Genomic DNA, 17,288 nt, shown 5'->3' with positions numbered 1-17,288 from the left:
ACCGGCCTGCTCTAGAGTGCGGCTCGCGGGTGGGCGGCCGTGCGGTAGACGGCGTCCGCGACCTGCCAGTACAGGCCCTTCGGGTGGTCGCGGAACAGGGGTTCGGTGCCGAACAGCACCGCTCGGGCGCCTCGGGGTGACGTGCCCGCCACGACCGCCGCCTGGCCGGCCGCCGCCTCCGGTCCGCCGGAACCGTCGGTCCGGGCGATCCAGTGCCCCGCGACCAGGTCCTGGTACCGCTGCCGCGCGCTCACGCCCGGCCCCAGGTCGGTGAACCAGTGCGGCGCGTACACGAACGAGTGATCGACCCGGCCCGTGCCGTCCACGACCGTCACGACCCCGTTCGCGTCCTCACGCCCCGCGACCGCCCGCACCGGCAGCACACCGGCGTCGGCGTTGAACCGCGCGCCCGTCGCCCCTCGCGTCACCACACCGCCGCGCGCCAGGAACGCGTCCACCGCCGCCCGCGCCGACGCGGTCAGCTGGTCGTACCGCAACCCCGACGACACGAACAGCACGTCCACGGCGGACAGGTCGAACCCGCCGTTCAACACCTCGGTCGACACCGGTCGCACGTCGAAACCCATGTCCCGCAACGCCTTCAGCTCGTCCGCCGCCACCGCGCCGGCCACTACCGGACGGCGAAGCGGCACCCCGGCCCCGCCCTGCCCCGCAGCGGTGAACCCGACGCCGTACCGGTCCGACACCTCCTCGGCCGCCGACCGCGCCGACGCGGGCACCACGATCGTCCCGTCGTCCTGCCGGCGCAGCTCCAGCCCGCGCGCCAGCAGGTCGTTCACGGCCGCCGCGTCCTTGCCGTCCGCGAGCACCAGTGCCAGGTCGCTCCCCGCCTCGGCCCGCACCGACCCGGTCGGCGACGCCGCCGCCACGTCACGCCCGCGCACGTCCACCCGCCCGTCCCGCACGACGTCGACCGAAGCGCCCCACAGCAACCGGTGGCTCCACCCGCTGATGTCGTACATGACCGGAACGTTGTCCGAAATGTCCCGTCCGGCCTCCAGCATCACGTTGGCCAGACCGCGCTTCGGCTGGTGCATGTCCACCACGTACGACCCCGCCGGGTACTCCCGACCGCCCAACGAGAACGCCCGGTCGGCCCGCTTCACCCGCACGTCGTGCGCCACCAGGTGGTCCACGAGCCGCGCCGCCGCCACACCGGACCGCTGCCCGTCACCCACCGGCACGACGTACGCGCGCGGGAACTCGGTGGTGTACCGGTCTTCCGGGCCGAAACCGGGCACGAAACCGTCCGGCAGGAGCCGCTGCGCCTCACCCGCCAGACCTCGGCGGAACATCTCGATCTGGTTGTCCACCATCGAAAGCCGGTTGTCCCGCACGTACGTGAGCGCGCTGCGGATCGTCGCCTCGACCACGTCCGTGTTGATCGCCGAACGCCGCCGCAGTTCCGTCACGGGCTGCGTCGCGTAGTCGTTCCGGTTCACCCGCATCGGGATCTCGATCGTGTAGGAGACCGCGCCGTGGAACATCGAGTACTGGGCGGTGTAGATCGGCGCCCAGCCGTCCCACACGCCGGGTTCGTAGTCGCGGAACGGGATCTCGGGCTTGGCCGCTTCGGGGTGACCGAGGGCCTGCACGGCGTCCTCCATGTGCAGCCCGCCCGCGAAGCCGTGCTTGATGTAGAGGTCGAAGTCGTAGTTCTGGCCGTGCGGCGGCGTGGTCGGCTCGATCAGCGTGTTCGCCACGTACCCGTGCTCGTCCAGCACCAGCAACGGCTGGACGCGCTTGACCACGTCCCGCATCGCCCGCGACTCCGGCTGCGACGACGTGACGAAATCGCGGTTCAGGTCGAAGCCGCTCGCGTTGGCCCGCGTGCCGGCCACCCGCCCGTCCGGGTTCGCGGTGAGGTTGACGTAGACCCGGTTGCGCCGCAGGAACTCCGCGGTGTGGCGGTCGGTGTCGAGCGCGAGGTCCTCGATCACGCGGAGCGCGCCGTCGGTGCCCTCCCACTCGTCGCCGTGGATGTTGGCGTTGATCCACACCGGTGCCTTGTAGCCGTCGCGGAGGGCGAGGTCGCGGGCGGCGGCGACCGGGTCGTTCTCGATCTTCTCGCGCCACGCCTCCTGCTTGCGGGTCTCGGCCGCGCTCTCGGGGGCGGTGAGCGTCACCAGGTAGAGGTCACGGCCAAGGGACGACTGGCCGGCGACCTCGACGGAGATCCGGTCGCTGCGGCGCTGGAGGTCGTTGAGGCGCGGCGCGAGCGAGTGGTACGGCGCCAGCCCCAGCTTGATCGACCGGTCGCCCTGGTCCTCCGGGTAGGCGCGGAGCAGGGTGCGGCGGGGGTAGCCGAGGCCGGCGTCGGGCCGGTTGTGGCCGTTCGCGACGGCGAGCCGGGACTGCTCGGGAGCGGCGACGTGGTTGCGCTCCGCGCCGTTGGCGGGCTGGTCGGCCCGGCCGCGGGCGGGCTCGGCGGTCGCGGGTGTGGTCATCGTGGCCAGCAACAGCACCGTGATCAGCAACGAGCGCACCGGGCCGCCTCCGATTGATCGCCGAAGAACTCCTACCCCCTGGGTAGTGGGTGCGGATCATCCGGTCAACCGGCGAACGGCTGGTCGAGCCCGAAGTGTCGACGCCGGAGCGCCGGCCGCAGTGTCGACGCCCGACCGTCAGCCGCAGTGTCGACGCCTGACCGTCAGCCGGAGCCCAGGCACACGAACGGGCGGCGCAGCGGGTCGACGGCCACCGCGTCGGCCAACGCCACCGCCGGTGACGCCCCGCCCGCGAGGTTGCGGTGGAAGTCGGCCATCGCCGCCGCCGACGGCTGGTCGCCCACCCGGCTGGACGCCGCGATCACCGTCCGCGCACCGCTCGCCAGCAGCGCGCCGGCGAACCCCAGCGGCTCGTCACCCGGCCGCACCCGGTTCAACGCCAGCTCGCACGCGGCCAGCACGACCTGGTGCGGCGGCCGGCGCACGCGACCCACCTCGTGCGCGAACATCGCACCGTCCACCAGCTCCAGCCGCGAGAACAGCGCGTTCTCCGGCTCGTGCTCGCCGTGCGCGGCGATGTGCGCCAGCTCCACGCCGTCCAACGCCTCCAGCACCGAGCTCACCCGCGCCTCGCTGACGCCGAGCAGCTTCGCGTCGCCGTGGTAGCCCGCGAGCCGGTCGATCTCACCCTGCGCCGCCTGCAACCCCGGACCGCGCACCAGCAGCACCCCGCCGGCCGGCTCCCGGTGCGCGCGGACCGCCGACACCCACGCCGTCGCCGACGGTGCGGCGGTGGTCGGCCGGTTCGCGCACACCGGCAGCACGCCCCACGGCACCACGTACAGCGCGCCGGTCGGCACGACGACCAGCTCACGCGAGCCGATCATCGGCGCGAGCGGGCGCAGCAGCAGCCGGTCCAGCTTCTCCGCCTCACGGCGCGCGGACGCCGAGATCACGTCCGCCAGCCGCGGCGGCAGGTGGTCCGGCGCCAACGCGTTGAGGTCGGCGTGCAGGCGGCGTGCGCTCTCCGTGGCGGCGGCGGCCGACCCGAGGCGCACCATGCGCACCCGGTCCCCCGCCAGCACCAAGGCGATCAGCTCGTCGTCGGACACGGCGAAGCTCACCATGGCCCGGCCGCCCAACCGGGTCAGCACGTCGTCCGGCGTCACGACCGGGCGCGGCGTCCCCCACGGACCGGACGTCCAGCCCATCCGCGTCGCGGCGCGCTGGCTCTGCTTGAGCCGCCCCTCCAGCTCGGCGGTCGGCAGGCCGTCGAGTCGGGCCCGCAGCAGCGCCCGGCTCAACCGGCGCACCTCGGCGATCCGCTCACCCAGCTCGGAGTCCACCGCAGACTCGGCCGGGTCGTACCGGTACAGCTGCGCCCTGGTCCGCTCCAGCCAGGTGAACAGCCGCTTCGCGTCGGCCGGCGAGTCACCGGCCTCCAGCACCAGCCGCACGGCGAGTTCACCCAGCTCACGGCCGTGCACGGCGGTGCCGGACACCAGTTCCAGGCCGCCGAGCCGGTCCCGCATCCGGCCCAGTTCGGCCAGCCCGGCCTTCGCCTGCGCCAGCGCCACCCGCTCGTTGCCGAGGGCCAGCGCCAGCTCCGCCCGGCACAGCCGCAGCAACATCCGGTGGTCGATCGGCGTGATCCGGCGCGATCGCGGCACCCGGCGCAGCAGCTCGGCGCCGCGGTCGGGTGCACCGCGGCGGATCTCCAGCCGGGCCGCCAGCACGAGCGCGAACGCGGCCTGGTCGGACAGCTTCAACCCGGCCAGTTCGGCGGACAGCTCCAGTGCCCGCGACACCACGGGGGCGACCGGCCGCCGTGACTCCAGGGCCTTCAGCACGTCCACGCGCAGTTCGATCAGCCCCGCCACCGCCGCCCACGCCGGACTGCCGCGCCCGACGAGCTTGCGCTGCGCCGACCGCGCCATCCGCCGGGCCGCGACGAGGTCGCCGTCCTGCAACGCCGCCGCCGCGCGGAACAGCTCGGCCTCCGCCACGTCCTGCCCGATGCGCTGGCGGCGCAGCTCCGGCAGCACCTCGTCGAGCAGCCGACCGGCCTCGTCGGCCAGCCCGACGCTGATCATCGCCTCGGCCTGGTCGATGCGCAGCCGCAGCAGCAGTCCGGGCTCGAGCTCCTGGAACACCCGGTTGGCCTCGTGGTAGTGGTGCAGGGCGGCCGGGATGTCACCGGCGCGCTGCATCGCGTTGCCCAGCGCGTGCTCGGCGATCGCGGCACGCAGCGGCAGGTCGTGCCCGTTGGCCAGCTCGACCGCCCGGTTCAGGTCGCGCACGGCCTTCTCGTGGCGGTGGACCTCGCCGTGGGCGTTGCCCCGGTTGGACAGCGCGAGCGCGAGCAGGTCGACGGACTCCTGGCCGGCGTGCGCGGTGAGGCGCCCTTCGCTGCGCTCGATCTCCCGGTCGAGCTGGGCGATGCCCTCGTCGATGCGGCCGACCCGGCACAGCAGGGCGGCGCGGTTGAGGTTGACCAGGGTGGACAGGTGGGCCCGCAGCTCCTCGTCCCGCAGGCCGACCAGCTCCCGGTCGACGCCCGCGAGCTGGACCAGGCCGTCGTCCACGTTGCCCGTCTCGGCCAGGCAGAACGCCAGCGTGTTGAGCAGCCGGGTGCGGACCTCGAGCCGTGCCTGCGGGTCGATGCCCGGTGTCTCCAGCAGCGCCAAGCCCCGGCGCATCTGCCGGATGGCCGCCGGGTGCCGGTCGGCAGTGGCCGCGTCCAACGCGGCGCGGTGCAGCTGCCGGGCCAGTGCGACCGTGTGGTCCGGCCCGGAGGCGCGGCGCGTCCCGCGTGATCCGCGAACGGGCGTTTGCGCAGGCACGGTCATATGAGATCACAGGGAACGGCCGGATACCGCCGGCCACGAGGTCGGCGGTACCCGGCGTGGTGTCACCGCGGCGTCGGCCGCTGGGCGTTCAGTCCGTCCGCCTGACCGCCACCGGCTCGTCACCGGTCGGCTTGTACGGGCCGCCCAGCGGCTTCACGAGCGGGTCGCCGGTCGGCTTGTACGGGCCGCCGGTGGGCTCTACGCCCCCGCCGTCACCGGTGCCGGTGCCCGTTCCCGCGTCGATGACGGAGTCCTCGACGACGTCCACCCTCTTGCCGAGGTTCGGGTCATTACGAGTCATGGCGTTGCCTCCCCTGCAACAGACCCCTGAGCGGGGCGTCCTCTGCTTCGGCTCGATCGTTGCGGTGGTCCCCCGACCCCCAACCGAACGGCTCAAGCGTGACACAGATGGACGCAGGCAAGAAGGTTTGAATTCACGGAGAGCGACTAACGACCCGCCCTAGAGGCCGTCTGCCAGGACCGGAGAAGCGGTTCTTCGAGTGTTACCACACGAATGGGTGAAGGCCTTAACACTCCGCAGTCACCGCTCGGTCCGCAATCAGTCACCCGGGAACAGCAGTGGGGCAGGGCTCGCGCGAGCCCTGCCCCACCGGTGGAACCAACCGCTACGAGCAGCGGGCGATGATCAGCTCACGCACGCGCTTCGCGTCCGCCTGGCCCTTCGTCGCCTTCATCACCGCGCCGACGATCGCACCGGCCGCCGCCACCTTGCCGTCGCGGATCTTCGCCGCCACGTCCGGCTGCGCGGCCAGCGCCTCGTCCACCGCCTTCTCCAGCGCCGAGTCGTCCGAGACGACCTTCAGGCCGCGCGCCTCGATGACGGCCTCCGGCTCGCCCTCGCCCTCCAGCACACCGGTGACGACCTCGCGGGCCAGCTTGTTCGTCAGCTCACCCGCGTTCACCAGCCCGATCACCCGAGCGATCTGCGCCGGCGTGATGGCCAGCTCCGACAGCTCGACGCCGCGGCTGTTGGCCTCCTTGGTCAGGTAGGACACCCACCACGACCGGGCCTCGGTGTGCGTCGCGCCGGCGTCGACCGTCGCCGCCACCAGGTCGACCGCACCGGCGTTGACCAGGTCGCGCAGCTCCGCGTCGGTCAGCGACCACTCGTCCTGCACCCGCTTGCGGCGCTCCCAGGGCAGCTCCGGCAGCGTCCCGCGCAGCTCCTCGACCCACTCGCGGGACGGCGCGATCGGCACCAGGTCGGGCTCCGGGAAGTACCGGTAGTCCTCCGCCGTCTCCTTCGTGCGCCCCGACGACGTGCCGCCGGTGGACTCGTCGAAGTGCCGGGTCTCCTGGGTGATCGTCCCGCCGGACGCCAGCAGCGCCGCCTGGCGGGTCATCTCGAACCGCACCGCCCGCTCGACGCTGCGCAGCGAGTTGACGTTCTTCGTCTCGGTGCGGGTGCCGAACTCCGTCGCGTCCTTGGCCATCAGCGACACGTTCGCGTCGCACCGCAGCGAACCCTGGTCCATCCGGACGTCCGACACGTCGAGCGCCTTCAACAGGTCGCGCAACGCCGTGACGTACGCGCGCGCCACCTCGGGCGCCCGCTCCCCGGTGCCCTCGATCGTCTTGGTGACGATCTCGATCAGCGGCACGCCGGCCCGGTTGTAGTCCAGCAGCGAGTGCTCCGCACCGTGGATGCGCCCGGTCGAGCCGCCGACGTGCAGCGACTTGCCCGTGTCCTCCTCCATGTGCGCGCGCTCGATCTCGACCCGGAACAGCGAGCCGTCGTCCAGCGTCACGTCCAAGTAGCCGTTGAACGCGATCGGCTCGTCGTACTGCGACGTCTGGAAGTTCTTCGGCATGTCCGGGTAGAAGTAGTTCTTCCGGGCGAACCGGCACCACTCCGCGATCTCGCAGTTGAGCGCCAACCCGATCCGGATCGCCGACTCCACCGCCTTGCCGTTGAGCGTGGGCAGCGCGCCGGGCATGCCGAGGCAGGTCGGGCAGACCTGCGTGTTCGGCTCACCGCCGAAGACGTTCGCGCAGCCGCAGAACATCTTCGTGTTGGTGTGCAGCTCGACGTGCACCTCCAGCCCGAGCACCGGGTCGAAGCGCTCGATGACCTCGGCGTAGTCCATCAGCTCGTGCACCGACGTCATGCCTTCCCGTCCTTCCGCAGACCCCGCACGGCCAGCGCCGCACCGGTGATCGCCACCAGGATGCTCGCCACCGCGTTGGCCAGCGCGAGCTTGTCGTTCTTGCCGCGCGCCGCCTTCAACGTGGAGAACGCGCTGGTGGCCGCACCCGCGGCGCCGACCAGCGACAGAATCGTGCGTCCCCGCTTCACCGCGCACCCGCCAACTGCGGCACGCCCTGGATGACCGGGGCACCCAGCGCCGCGTCGCGCGCCACCTCGTACGCCGCCGCCACCCGGTACATCCGGTGGTCCTGCAACGCGGGCGCCATGATCTGCAACCCGACCGGCAGACCGTCCTCGTCGGACAGTCCACTCGGGAGGCTCATGGCGGCGTTGCCGGCCAGGTTCGCCGGGATCGTGCACAGGTCGGCCTTGTACATGGCCATCGGGTCGCCGGTGCGCTCGCCGAGCGGGAACGCGGTGGTCGGGGTGGTCGGCGAGACCAGCACGTCCACCGTGGCGAACGCGGCCTCGAAGTCGCGGCTGATGAGCGTCCGCACCTTCTGCGCCGAGCCGTAGTACGCGTCGTAGTAGCCCGACGACAGCGCGTACGTGCCGATCATGATGCGGCGCTTCACCTCGGGGCCGAAACCGGCCTCGCGGGTCAGCGACATGACCTCCTCGGCGCTGCGGGTGCTGTCGTCGCCGACCCGGATGCCGTAGCGCATCGCGTCGAAGCGGGCCAGGTTCGACGAGGCCTCGCTGGGCGCGATCAGGTAGTACGCGGGCAGCGCGTAGTCGAAGCTCGGGCACGAGACCTCGACGACCTCGGCGCCCAGCTGCTTGAGCTGCGCCACGGCCGCCTCGAAGCTGCGCAGCACGCCCGGCTGGTAGCCCTCACCGCTGAACTGCGTGACCACGCCGACGCGCACGCCGGACAGGTCGCCGCTCGCACCCTCGCGCGCCGCCGCCACCACGGGCGGGACGGGCGCGTTGATCGAGGTGGAGTCCATCGGGTCGTACCCGGCGATGACCTCGTGCAGCAGGGCCGCGTCCAGCACGGTCCGGGCGCACGGCCCGGCCTGGTCCAGCGACGACGAGAACGCCACCAGCCCGTACCGGGAGACACCGCCGTAGGTGGGCTTCACGCCGACCGTGCCGGTGACCGCGCCGGGCTGGCGGATCGAGCCGCCGGTGTCCGTGCCGATGGACAGCGGCGCCTGGAACGCGGCCAGCGCCGCCGCCGAGCCGCCACCCGAACCGCCGGGGATGCGGTCCAGGTCCCACGGGTTGCGGGTCGGGCCGTACGCCGAGTTCTCCGTGGAGGAGCCCATCGCGAACTCGTCCATGTTGGTCTTGCCGAGGATCACCACCCCGGCTTCCTTCAGCCGGCGGGTGACCGTGGCGTCGTAGGGCGGTACCCAGCCCTCAAGCATCTTCGAACCGACCGTGGTCGGCACGCCTTCGGTGGTGAGCACGTCCTTGAGCGCGATGGGCACGCCGGCCAGCGGACCGACGTGGGCGCCGGCAGCGAGGTCGTCGTCCACCTTCCGGGCCGCCTTGAGGGCGCCTTCGGTGTCGACGTGCAGGAACGCGTTGACCGCGCCGTCGACCTCGCCGATGCGGTCGAGGTGGGCCTGGGCGACCTCCACCGCGGAGACCTCGCGGCTCGCGATCTTGGCGGCCAGCTCCGCGGCCGTGCTGCGGATCAGAGGGTTCATGATTCCGCCTCCGCGCGGAAGTTAACGTCGGCGGTCATGCTTCCTCCCCCAGGATGCGGGGCACGCGGAAGCGGCCGTCCTCGGCGGCGGGGGCGCCCGCGAGCGCCTGCTGCTGACCGAGGCTGGGACGCACCACGTCCTCGCGGAACACGTTGGTCAGCGGAACGGCGTGCGAAGTGGGCGGGATGTCCGCGGCGGCGATGTCGCCCACCGTGGCCACCGACTGCAGGATCACGTCCAACTGGCCGGCGAACAGGTCCAGCTCGTCGTCCGTGACGGCGAGCCTCGCCAGGCGGGCCAGATGCGCGACCTCGTCGCGGGAGATGCTGGGCACCTCGTCAACCCCCGGGGGTCTGGTTTCATGGTTTTGGACCTGCCGAGTCTATTGGCTGGTCAGGGCGACCTTCGACCGGGTTACCCGCGCTCGCGCGGGCGGGTGCGCGATTTTACCGGCGTGCAACGTGGCTGGTGGGTCGGAAAGCGAAGCTGCGTCTGCGAGAATCATCGACCGGCGAGTTTCCACCTCGATGCTCCACCACAGCCTTGGAGGCGTGCACCGTGTCCTTCCTGATCCGGGTCCAGCTCCCGGACCGTCCCGGCACCCTGGGCGCGGTCGCCTCCGCGCTCGGCGAGATCGGGGCCGACATACTCAGCGTGGACGTGGTGGAACGCGGCGCCGGCCTGGCCATCGACGACCTGGTGGTCGAACTGCCCTCCGGGCGGCTGCCCGACGTGCTGATCACGGCCGCCGAGTCCATCGAAGGCGTCGAGGTGGACGCCGTCCGGCCGTACGCGGGTGTGCTGGACACCCACCGCGAGCTGGAGCTGGTGGAAGAGGTCGCCGAGGACCCGCGCAACGGGCTCGCGGTGTTCACCGAGGGCGTGCCGAAGATCATCCGGGCGGGGTGGGCGGTGGTCGTGTCGTGGGACGGCGGCACCGTGCACCGGCTGACGTCGTCGTCGGCCGCGCCGGAGACGAAGCTGCAGACGCCGCCGTGGCTGCCCCTGGCCCGTGCCACCGTCCTGGACGGCGAGGACTCGTGGGTGCCGGAGACGTGGCAGGAGCTGGGCACCGAACTGGCCGCCACCCCCCTCGGCAAACCGGACCGCGTCCTCCTCGTCGGCCGTCCCGGCGGCCCCATGTTCCGCGCCGCCGAGGTCGCCCGCCTGGCCCACCTGGCCGGCATCGTCTCCGTAGTCCTCCCCGACTAACCCGTGAGTCCTACGTTCAGAACCCGTGAGTCCTACGTTCGCGACCCGTGAGTCCTACGTTCGCGTACCCCGAGTTCAACGCTCAGAACGACTCCGGTCGGGCGGCCGTGTTCCGAGCGTTGAATTCGGGGGTTCCGAACGTAGGACACGGAGGTTCTGAAGGTACGACTCGCGGGTTCTGAACGTAGGACTCACGCGGGGTCGGGGGTGGCGGCGATGGTGACGCCCAAGCCGATCATGGCGAGGCCGCCGGCGCCGCCGACGAGGGCGAGGCGACGCGGGGAACGGGCGAACCAGGTGCGGGCGGTGGCCGCGGCCAGGCCCCAAACGCTGTCGGACGCCACGGCGATGAGGTTGAAGACCAGGCCGAGCAGCAGCATCTGAGCCGCCACGTGCCCTTGGGCGCGGTCCACGAACTGCGGCAGCACGGCGGCGAAGAACACCATCGTCTTCGGGTTCGCCACGCCGACCGCGAAGCCCTCCCACAACGTGCGCAGGCCGCCCCGCCCCGGTCCACCACCCGTGAACGAAGCGTGCAACGCCCCTCGCTGCCGCACCGCCTTCACACCCAGGTACACCAGGTACACGGCGCCGGCGAGCTTCAGGGTCGTGAACACGAACGCCGAGCGCTCCACGACCGCCCCGACGCCGAACGCCACGGCGACGACAAGCGCATAAGCACCGAGCGTGTTCCCCAAGACCGTGATCAACGCGGCACGGCGGCCCTGCGCCAACGCCCGGCCGACCACGAACAGCACGCTCGGCCCGGGGATCACGATCAGCAGGAGCGACATGGCCGCGAACGCCACGAGCCGGTCGGTGGACACCATGCCGTCAACAGAACCACGCCGAGCACACGCGCTACCAGCGATTTCCTGCTCAGACGGCGAGGCGGACGAGCTGCGCGTTGTCGACCGCACGCGTGCCGTCGCGGGCCGTGAGGGTGTCTTCGAGACCGATCCGGGTGTCCAGCCCGCGCGCCGACGCGTAGTCGAACACCGGCCACGCGCTGCCGTCCTCGCCGTGCAGCAGGACCGGCACGCCGAGCGGCACCAGCAGGTCGAGCAGCTCATCGGCGTGCCGCGTCGTCTCCCCCGGCTGGACCTCGGCCAGCACCCGCACCGTCCCCTCCGGCACGCCCTCGTCCAGCAGGGTGCGCGCCGCGGCGGCGTGGAACACGCCCAGCTCGATGCCGATGCCCGCGTCGCGCAACGCGGTGGCGATGTCCAGCCAGCCGTCCTCGTGCACGTTGACCGACGCGAAGTCCGGACGTCCGGCGGCCAGGCCCGCCCACCCGCGCACCAGTTCGGCCCGCCGCACCCGGTCCGGCACGATCCACGCGCCCGTGGTCACGCCGATCTCCGCGTGCGGCACGGCGGCACGGACCACGGCGACCGTGGTGGCGACCTCGGGACCGGCCAACACCTCCGATCCGACCACGTCACGCGGGTGCAGGTGGAACGACCTGACGCCGAGCGCCGCGCACTCGGCGGCGTCCGCCGCCAGCGCCTGCGGGGTGATCGGCAGACTAGGGTGGCTGCCCGGCTCGCGGGCGCCGTTCAGACAAGCCTGGAGCACGAAACCCACCGAACCACAAGGTGTTGGATACCGCCATGCCGACGCTGACCTCAGCCCTGCTGCGCCACTACGCGGGCGCCAAGTCGTACTGGCGCGGGCTGACCTACCGTGACTCCGTGGCCGAGTTGGCCGTGCGCTCGCGGCACGTGGAGGCCCTGGTGCTCGGCGCGGCCGAGTACCAGGTGACGCTGACGTGGGAGGACACCCACCTGACGGGCACCTGCTCGTGCCCGTACGGCTCGCAGGGGTTCTTCTGCAAGCACTGCGTGGCCGTCGGCCTGGTGCTGTTGGAGCGCGGCCTGACCGTGCCGCCGCCGGACGCGGAGGACGAGGAGCTGCGCGTCCGCCTCGCCGGCCTGGACCACGCGACGCTGGTGGAGCTGCTCTACGACCGGGCGGCACGGGACCGGTCGCTGCGGGACGAGATCATGCGAGTTCGAGGCTGAACCCGAGCGCCGTCACGTCCACGCCCGGCACCGGCTGCCAGTCGCGTTCCGGCAGCCGCTGGAACCCGAGCCGCTGGTAGAGCCGGTGCGCCGTGGTCATGTGCTCGGAACTGCTCATCACCAGCCGCCGCGCGCCGAGCTCACGAGCCCGCACGATCACCGCGCGCACCAGCACCTCGCCCACCCCCCGTCCGCGCGCCGACGGGCTCACCGCGAGCATCCGGAACTCCACCTCGCCGTCCCGGCTGACCTCGGCGTACGGGGTGCCCGGCCGGACCACCGTGACGGTGCCGAGCACGGTGTTCTCCGCGTCCACCGCCACCAGGAGTTCCGCCTCCCTGGCGCGGGTGCGGGCATCGACCAGCGTGTCGGCGTAGCCGCCGGTGTGGCTGTCGATGTGGCGGTCGGCCTGGTAGGCGGCGACGGTGATCGTGCCCGCCGCCGCCCACTCGTCTTCCCGCGCGGGCCTCACCACGATGTCGGCCATCTGGTTCCCCTCCACCTCGCTGAACCTCCCCGATCGTGTTCCAGACAACTGCGCCGGGCGTGCGCGATCAAGGATCGCGGCGGATGTCACCCCGGGTCGTCCGCAAGAGTGCGGGTCGCGATGATGGCGTCATGAGTCTTCCCGGTGCGATCGAACTGCCCGACGGCGCGCTCGTGCGCGGTCGGGGGCTGCGGAACCCGACCCCGGAGGGCACGCCCGATTACGGCCTCTACCTGGGTTCCGCGAAGATGCGGGCGCGGCGCGGGGCCGGCATCACCTGGCCGCACGAGTGGGTCGAGTGGCCGGACTTCCGGTTGCCCAAGTCGTCGGAGGAGGCCGTGGCGCTGATCCGGGACCTGCACGCGCGGGCGGTGGCGGGTGAACGGGTCGAGGTGGCGTGCGGCGGCGGTGTCGGGCGGACCGGCACGGTGATCGCGTGCCTGGCCGTGATGGCGGGCGTGCCGTCGGGTGACGCGGTCGCGTGGACGCGGGCCCACTACAACCGGCGTGCGGTGGAAACGCCCTGGCAGAAGCGGTGGGTCACGCGCTTCCCCCAGCTGACGTGACCCAGCCGGTCCGGACCTGACCCGGCGGTCCGAGCACCTGGCCCAGCCGACTCGGCCCGACGCGACCGAGCCCGACTTGGCCCGACCCGACCCGACCGGGCCTGGCCGGGCGCGGGCCGGTGGCGGGCGGTTGCGGGCTACTCGGTGGGCGCGGGCTCCTCGGCGAACGTGGCCACCTTGGTCGCGGCTTCGGGGCCTTCGTCCAGCAGGACGCGGAAACCCGCTTCGTCCAGGACCGGGACCTTCAGCTGGAGGGCCTTCTCCGCCTTGGAGCCCGGCGACTCGCCCACCACCACGAACGCCGTCTTCTTCGACACCGAGCCCGCCGCCTTGCCACCCCGCGACAGGATCGCCTCCTTCGCCGAGTCCCGCGAGAACGTCTCCAGCGAACCCGTCACCACGATCGACAACCCCTCCAGGTTGCGCGGGATGGAGGTGTCCCGCTCCTCCGCCGTGCGGACGCCCGCCGCGCGCCACTTCTCCACGACCGCCTGCCGCCACGGGGTCTCCACCCACTCCCGCACGGCCGTCGCGATGGTCGGGCCGACGCCCTCGGCCGACGCCAGCTCCTCCTCCGACGCCTCGGTGATGCGCTCCAGTGAGCCGAACTCCTGCGCCAGCGCACGGGCCGCGGTGGGACCGACGTGGCGGATGGACAGGGCCACCAGGACTCTCCACAGTGGACGCTGCTTGACCGTTTCCAGGTTGTCCAGGAGCTTCAGCGCGTTCGCGCTCAGCTCCCCGTCCTTGGTGCGGAACAGGTCGACCCGCGCCAGCTTCTCCGCGTCCAGGGCGAACAGGTCACCCTCGTCCGAGTACACCGGGGAGTCGACCAGGGCCGCCGCCGCCTCGAAGCCCAGCACCTCGATGTCCAACGCCGAGCGGGACGCCAGGTACGCGAGGCGTTCACGCAGCTGACCAGGGCACCCGGCCGCGTTGGGGCACCGGATGTCGACGTCGCCTTCCTTCATCGGGCGCAACGCGTGGCCGCACTCCGGGCAGGTTAGCGGCATCTCGAACTCGCGGGCGTCGGCGGGGCGGGCGTCGATCACCGGACCCAGCACCTCGGGGATCACGTCGCCGGCCTTGCGGATCACGATGCGGTCGCCGATCAGCACGCCCTTGCGCTTGACCTCGCTGGCGTTGTGCAGGGTCGCCCTCGCCACCGTCGAACCGGCCACCTTCACCGGCTCCATCACGGCGAACGGCGTCACGCGGCCCGTTCGGCCGACCTGCACCTTGATGTCCAGCAGGGTGGTCGTCGCCTCTTCCGGCGGGTACTTGAACGCGATGGCCCACCGGGGAGCGCGTGAGGTGCTGCCCAGGCGCCGCTGCAACGACACCTCGTCCACCTTGACCACCACGCCGTCGATCTCGTGCACGGCGTCGTGCCGGTGCGAGCCCCAGTAGGCGACGTGCTCGGCGACCTCCTCGAACGTGCTCAGCACGGCCGTGTGCGACGACACCGGCAGCCCCCACGCCTTCAGCGCCTCGTACGCCCCCGACTGCCGGGTCAGCTCGAAGCCCTCGCGCCTGCCCAGCCCGTGGCAGATCATCCGCAGCCGCCGCGACGCCGTCACCTTGGGGTCCTTCTGCCGCAGCGACCCGGCGGCGGTGTTGCGCGGGTTCGCGAACGGCGGCTTGCCTGCCTCCACGAGCCGCGCGTTCAGCTCCAGGAAGTCCTCCACCGCGAAGAACACCTCACCGCGCACCTCGACCAGCGCGGGCACGGGGTGGTCGTCGGTGCCGGTCAACGTCTCCGGCACGTTCTCCAGGGTGCGGACGTTCAGCGTCACGTCCTCACCGGTCCGCCCGTCGCCGCGGGTCAGCGCGCGCACCAGCCGCCCGTGCTCGTAGAGCAGGTTGATCGCCAGCCCGTCGATCTTCAGCTCGCACAGGAAGTGGACCTCGGAGCCGACCTCCTTGCCCACCCGGTCGAACCAGCCCTGCAACTCCTCGGGCGAGAACACGTTGTCGAGGCTGAGCATCCGCTCCAGGTGGTCGACCGCGGTGAACTCGGTGGAGAACGTGCCGCCGACGAGCTGGGTGGGCGAATCGGGCGTGGCCAGCCCGGGGTGCGCCGCCTCCAACGCCTCCAGCCCGCGCAGCAACTCGTCGAACTCGCCGTCACTGACCGTCGGCGAGTCGAGGACGTAGTAGCGGAACTGGTGCCCGCGCACCACCTCGGCCAGCGCGGCGTGCTCCTCCCGCACGTCGGCGGGCACGTCCTCGACGCCCTCGGCGGGGACGTGGGTCGGGTTCAACGGGTCGCTGCTGGTCACGGCATGAGGGTAACCAGGGGGTCCGACAATTTCAGGGGGTGTCCCCGTCGATCGCCCGGACCAGGTCGCGGAACTCCAGCAGGCCGATCGCGCCCTCCGGCTCGGTCGACGCGGTTTCGACCCGGCCGAGCCGCTCGCCGGCCAACCGCTCACCGAGGGTGACGTCCAGCGGCAGGAACGTCATGGTCCGCCGGGCCGCGTCGTCCAGGTTCGCGAACTCGGGGTGGTGGACGGCGACGTCGACCAGGCCGTCCGACACCTGCGCCACCACCCGGACGTCGGCCAGTCTGATCCGGCGTGCGCCGAGGTTGATCGTGACCTGGGTCGGGTCCGGCACCGGCGGCACCGAGTCGTGGTACTCCCAGATCATGTCCTCGGGTGGGGCGGCGTTGATCCACGCGTCCGTGTAGGGGCGGAGCTTCGGGTCTTCCTGGCCGGTGATCACCAGCGCGTAGATCGCCCGGTGGCCGCGTTCGAGGGAGAATTCGAGGTCCGGGTGCACGGCGGCGACCAGCGCGCCGAGTTCGCCCTCCACGCGGTGCGGTTCGCCGTCGCCCAGGGCCGCGCTGACGATCGGCAGCAGCTCGAACCACTCCTGCCAGAACGCGACCGCGGCCTCGTCCGGGTTGGGCAGGTGGACGGCGGCGGGCTCGGGTTCGGTGCGTCGGCGGAACCAGCTCATGCGCCCATTGAACTACGCCGGGTGGTCACCGCGAGGAGTTCCGCGGCCGGTCCCACCAACCTCCGCCCGGCCGGCCACACGGCGCGCAGCACTCGGCGCAGGTCGAGCGCCACCGGCACCTCGACCAGCCGCCCGTCGGCCAGGTCGAGGGCCACGGCCAGCACGCTCAGCGCGGCCGGTGCCACGCCGGCGACCACCGCGCCGCGCACCGCCGTGGTCGAGCCCAGCTCCAGCGCGGGCGCGCACGCGTCCGGCAGCACGCGGTCCAGCGTGTCCCGCGTCCCGGAGCCGCGTTCCCGCATCACCAACGGCGTCGCGGCCAGTTCCGCAGGCGTCGGCGGACGGCGCCGACGTGCCCACGGGTGTCCGGGCGCGACCACGACCGCGAGCCGGTCCACCGCCACCTTCCGCGACGAAAGCCCTGGTAGCGACCCTGGCGCTTCGACGAACCCGAGGTCGACGACACCGTCGCGCACCAGCTGGCCGACCGTTTCCGAGTTCGTCACCCTGAGCCCGACCCGCAGGTCCGGCCGGGCCCGCCGCAACTCCCCGATCCAGCTCGGCGCCAGGTGCTCGGCCACGGTCATGCTGGCCGCCACCCGCAACTCGGCCTCCCGCGCCGACCGCAGCGCCCGCGCGCCCTCGACCAGGCCGGCGACCTCGTCCAGCACCCGCCGCGCCCGCTCGGTCACCACCACGCCCGCGGGCGTGAGCACGGAACCGCGCCGACCCCGGTCCACCAGCACCAGCCCGAGCCGGCGTTCCAGGGTGGACAGCCGCTTGCTCGCCGACGGCTGCGCGATGCCCAGCTCCTCGGCCGCCCGGCCGAGGCTGCCCAGCTCCCCCACCAGCACCAGCAGGCGCAGCGATTCGAGGTCCGGGGTCATAGC

At 72.4% G+C, this 17,288-nt stretch carries 16 protein-coding genes; 3 read left to right on the top strand and 13 right to left on the bottom strand.

What is annotated here, in order from left to right; all coding sequences use genetic code 11:
* Nucleotides 1-11 precede the first annotated feature (11 nt).
* The 7 genes from OQ02_RS07470 to gatC all read right to left on the bottom strand — a co-directional run bounded on the left by OQ02_RS07470 (nucleotide 12) and on the right by gatC (nucleotide 9,479).
* Nucleotides 12-2,507, bottom strand: coding sequence for a M14 family zinc carboxypeptidase (locus OQ02_RS07470; RefSeq protein ID WP_033437549.1), 2,496 nt, complete (start codon nucleotides 2,505-2,507; stop codon nucleotides 12-14).
* A 164-nt stretch (nucleotides 2,508-2,671) separates the two neighbouring features.
* Nucleotides 2,672-5,317 (bottom strand): CHAT domain-containing protein, encoded by a 2,646-nt coding sequence (locus OQ02_RS07465; protein ID WP_081915453.1) that lies wholly within the window; start codon nucleotides 5,315-5,317, stop codon nucleotides 2,672-2,674.
* 88 nt (nucleotides 5,318-5,405) lie between these two features.
* Nucleotides 5,406-5,618 (bottom strand): hypothetical protein, encoded by a 213-nt coding sequence (locus OQ02_RS07460; RefSeq protein ID WP_156076919.1) that lies wholly within the window; start codon nucleotides 5,616-5,618, stop codon nucleotides 5,406-5,408.
* A gap of 325 nt (nucleotides 5,619-5,943) precedes the next feature.
* Nucleotides 5,944-7,446 (bottom strand): Asp-tRNA(Asn)/Glu-tRNA(Gln) amidotransferase subunit GatB, encoded by a 1,503-nt coding sequence (gene gatB / locus OQ02_RS07455; RefSeq protein WP_033437547.1) that lies wholly within the window; start codon nucleotides 7,444-7,446, stop codon nucleotides 5,944-5,946.
* The gene (locus OQ02_RS07450) at nucleotides 7,443-7,634 is read right to left on the bottom strand and encodes a hypothetical protein (RefSeq protein ID WP_033437546.1); all 192 of its coding nucleotides are present in this window, start codon (nucleotides 7,632-7,634) and stop codon (nucleotides 7,443-7,445) included. The genes gatB and OQ02_RS07450 overlap by 4 nt, the downstream gene beginning before the upstream one ends.
* On the bottom strand, nucleotides 7,631-9,145 hold the full coding sequence (gene gatA, locus OQ02_RS07445; protein ID WP_033437545.1) for an Asp-tRNA(Asn)/Glu-tRNA(Gln) amidotransferase subunit GatA: 1,515 nt from the start codon (nucleotides 9,143-9,145) through the stop codon (nucleotides 7,631-7,633). Before gatA ends, OQ02_RS07450 begins: the two co-directional genes overlap by 4 nt.
* Before the next feature lie 34 nt (nucleotides 9,146-9,179).
* Nucleotides 9,180-9,479, bottom strand: a complete 300-nt coding sequence (gene gatC / locus OQ02_RS07440) for an Asp-tRNA(Asn)/Glu-tRNA(Gln) amidotransferase subunit GatC (RefSeq protein ID WP_033437544.1) — start codon at nucleotides 9,477-9,479, stop codon at nucleotides 9,180-9,182.
* 224 nt (nucleotides 9,480-9,703) lie between these two features.
* Here gatC and OQ02_RS07435 point away from each other — a divergent pair, with 224 nt between their 5' ends.
* The gene (locus OQ02_RS07435) at nucleotides 9,704-10,357 is read left to right on the top strand and encodes an ACT domain-containing protein (RefSeq protein ID WP_033437940.1); all 654 of its coding nucleotides are present in this window, start codon (nucleotides 9,704-9,706) and stop codon (nucleotides 10,355-10,357) included.
* 191 nt (nucleotides 10,358-10,548) lie between these two features.
* Here OQ02_RS07435 and OQ02_RS07430 read toward each other — a convergent pair whose 3' ends face one another.
* The gene (locus OQ02_RS07430; RefSeq protein WP_033437543.1) at nucleotides 10,549-11,187 is read right to left on the bottom strand and encodes a LysE family translocator; all 639 of its coding nucleotides are present in this window, start codon (nucleotides 11,185-11,187) and stop codon (nucleotides 10,549-10,551) included.
* A 49-nt stretch (nucleotides 11,188-11,236) separates the two neighbouring features.
* Nucleotides 11,237-11,944 (bottom strand): 3-keto-5-aminohexanoate cleavage protein, encoded by a 708-nt coding sequence (locus OQ02_RS07425; RefSeq protein ID WP_197043240.1) that lies wholly within the window; start codon nucleotides 11,942-11,944, stop codon nucleotides 11,237-11,239.
* 26 nt (nucleotides 11,945-11,970) lie between these two features.
* Between OQ02_RS07425 and OQ02_RS07420 the strand changes: the two genes are divergently transcribed.
* A complete protein-coding gene (locus OQ02_RS07420; RefSeq protein ID WP_033437542.1) occupies nucleotides 11,971-12,381 on the top strand; it encodes an SWIM zinc finger family protein in 411 nt (136 codons plus the stop codon).
* Here OQ02_RS07420 and OQ02_RS07415 read toward each other — a convergent pair.
* Complete coding sequence (locus tag OQ02_RS07415; protein WP_033437938.1) at nucleotides 12,362-12,868, bottom strand: GNAT family N-acetyltransferase; 507 nt, start codon at nucleotides 12,866-12,868, stop codon at nucleotides 12,362-12,364. The genes OQ02_RS07420 and OQ02_RS07415 overlap by 20 nt on opposite strands.
* A 131-nt stretch (nucleotides 12,869-12,999) precedes the next feature.
* On the opposite strand from OQ02_RS07415, the gene OQ02_RS07410 reads away from it, so the two are divergent.
* On the top strand, nucleotides 13,000-13,434 hold the full coding sequence (locus OQ02_RS07410) for a protein-tyrosine phosphatase family protein (protein ID WP_033437541.1): 435 nt from the start codon (nucleotides 13,000-13,002) through the stop codon (nucleotides 13,432-13,434).
* Nucleotides 13,435-13,571: 137 nt separating this feature from the next.
* On the opposite strand, the gene ligA is transcribed toward OQ02_RS07410, so the two are convergent.
* Genes ligA through OQ02_RS07395 form a run of 3 tightly spaced genes read right to left on the bottom strand, consistent with a single transcriptional unit; the run spans nucleotide 13,572 to nucleotide 17,285 of the window.
* Nucleotides 13,572-15,716, bottom strand: a complete 2,145-nt coding sequence (gene ligA, locus OQ02_RS07405; protein WP_051772020.1) for an NAD-dependent DNA ligase LigA — start codon at nucleotides 15,714-15,716, stop codon at nucleotides 13,572-13,574.
* Between the two features lie 31 nt (nucleotides 15,717-15,747).
* Nucleotides 15,748-16,398, bottom strand: coding sequence for a hypothetical protein (locus OQ02_RS07400; RefSeq protein ID WP_033437540.1), 651 nt, complete (start codon nucleotides 16,396-16,398; stop codon nucleotides 15,748-15,750).
* Nucleotides 16,395-17,285, bottom strand: a complete 891-nt coding sequence (locus OQ02_RS07395) for a LysR substrate-binding domain-containing protein (protein WP_033437539.1) — start codon at nucleotides 17,283-17,285, stop codon at nucleotides 16,395-16,397. Before OQ02_RS07395 ends, OQ02_RS07400 begins: the two co-directional genes overlap by 4 nt.
* Nucleotides 17,286-17,288: the final 3 nt, after the last annotated feature.

The organism is Saccharothrix sp. NRRL B-16314 (genome assembly GCF_000716595.1).
In the GTDB taxonomy this organism is placed as follows: Bacteria; Actinomycetota; Actinomycetes; order Mycobacteriales; family Pseudonocardiaceae; genus Actinosynnema.
The sequence above is the reverse complement of the archived record's forward strand: the minus strand, read 5'-3'. Positions and strand labels throughout refer to the sequence as shown.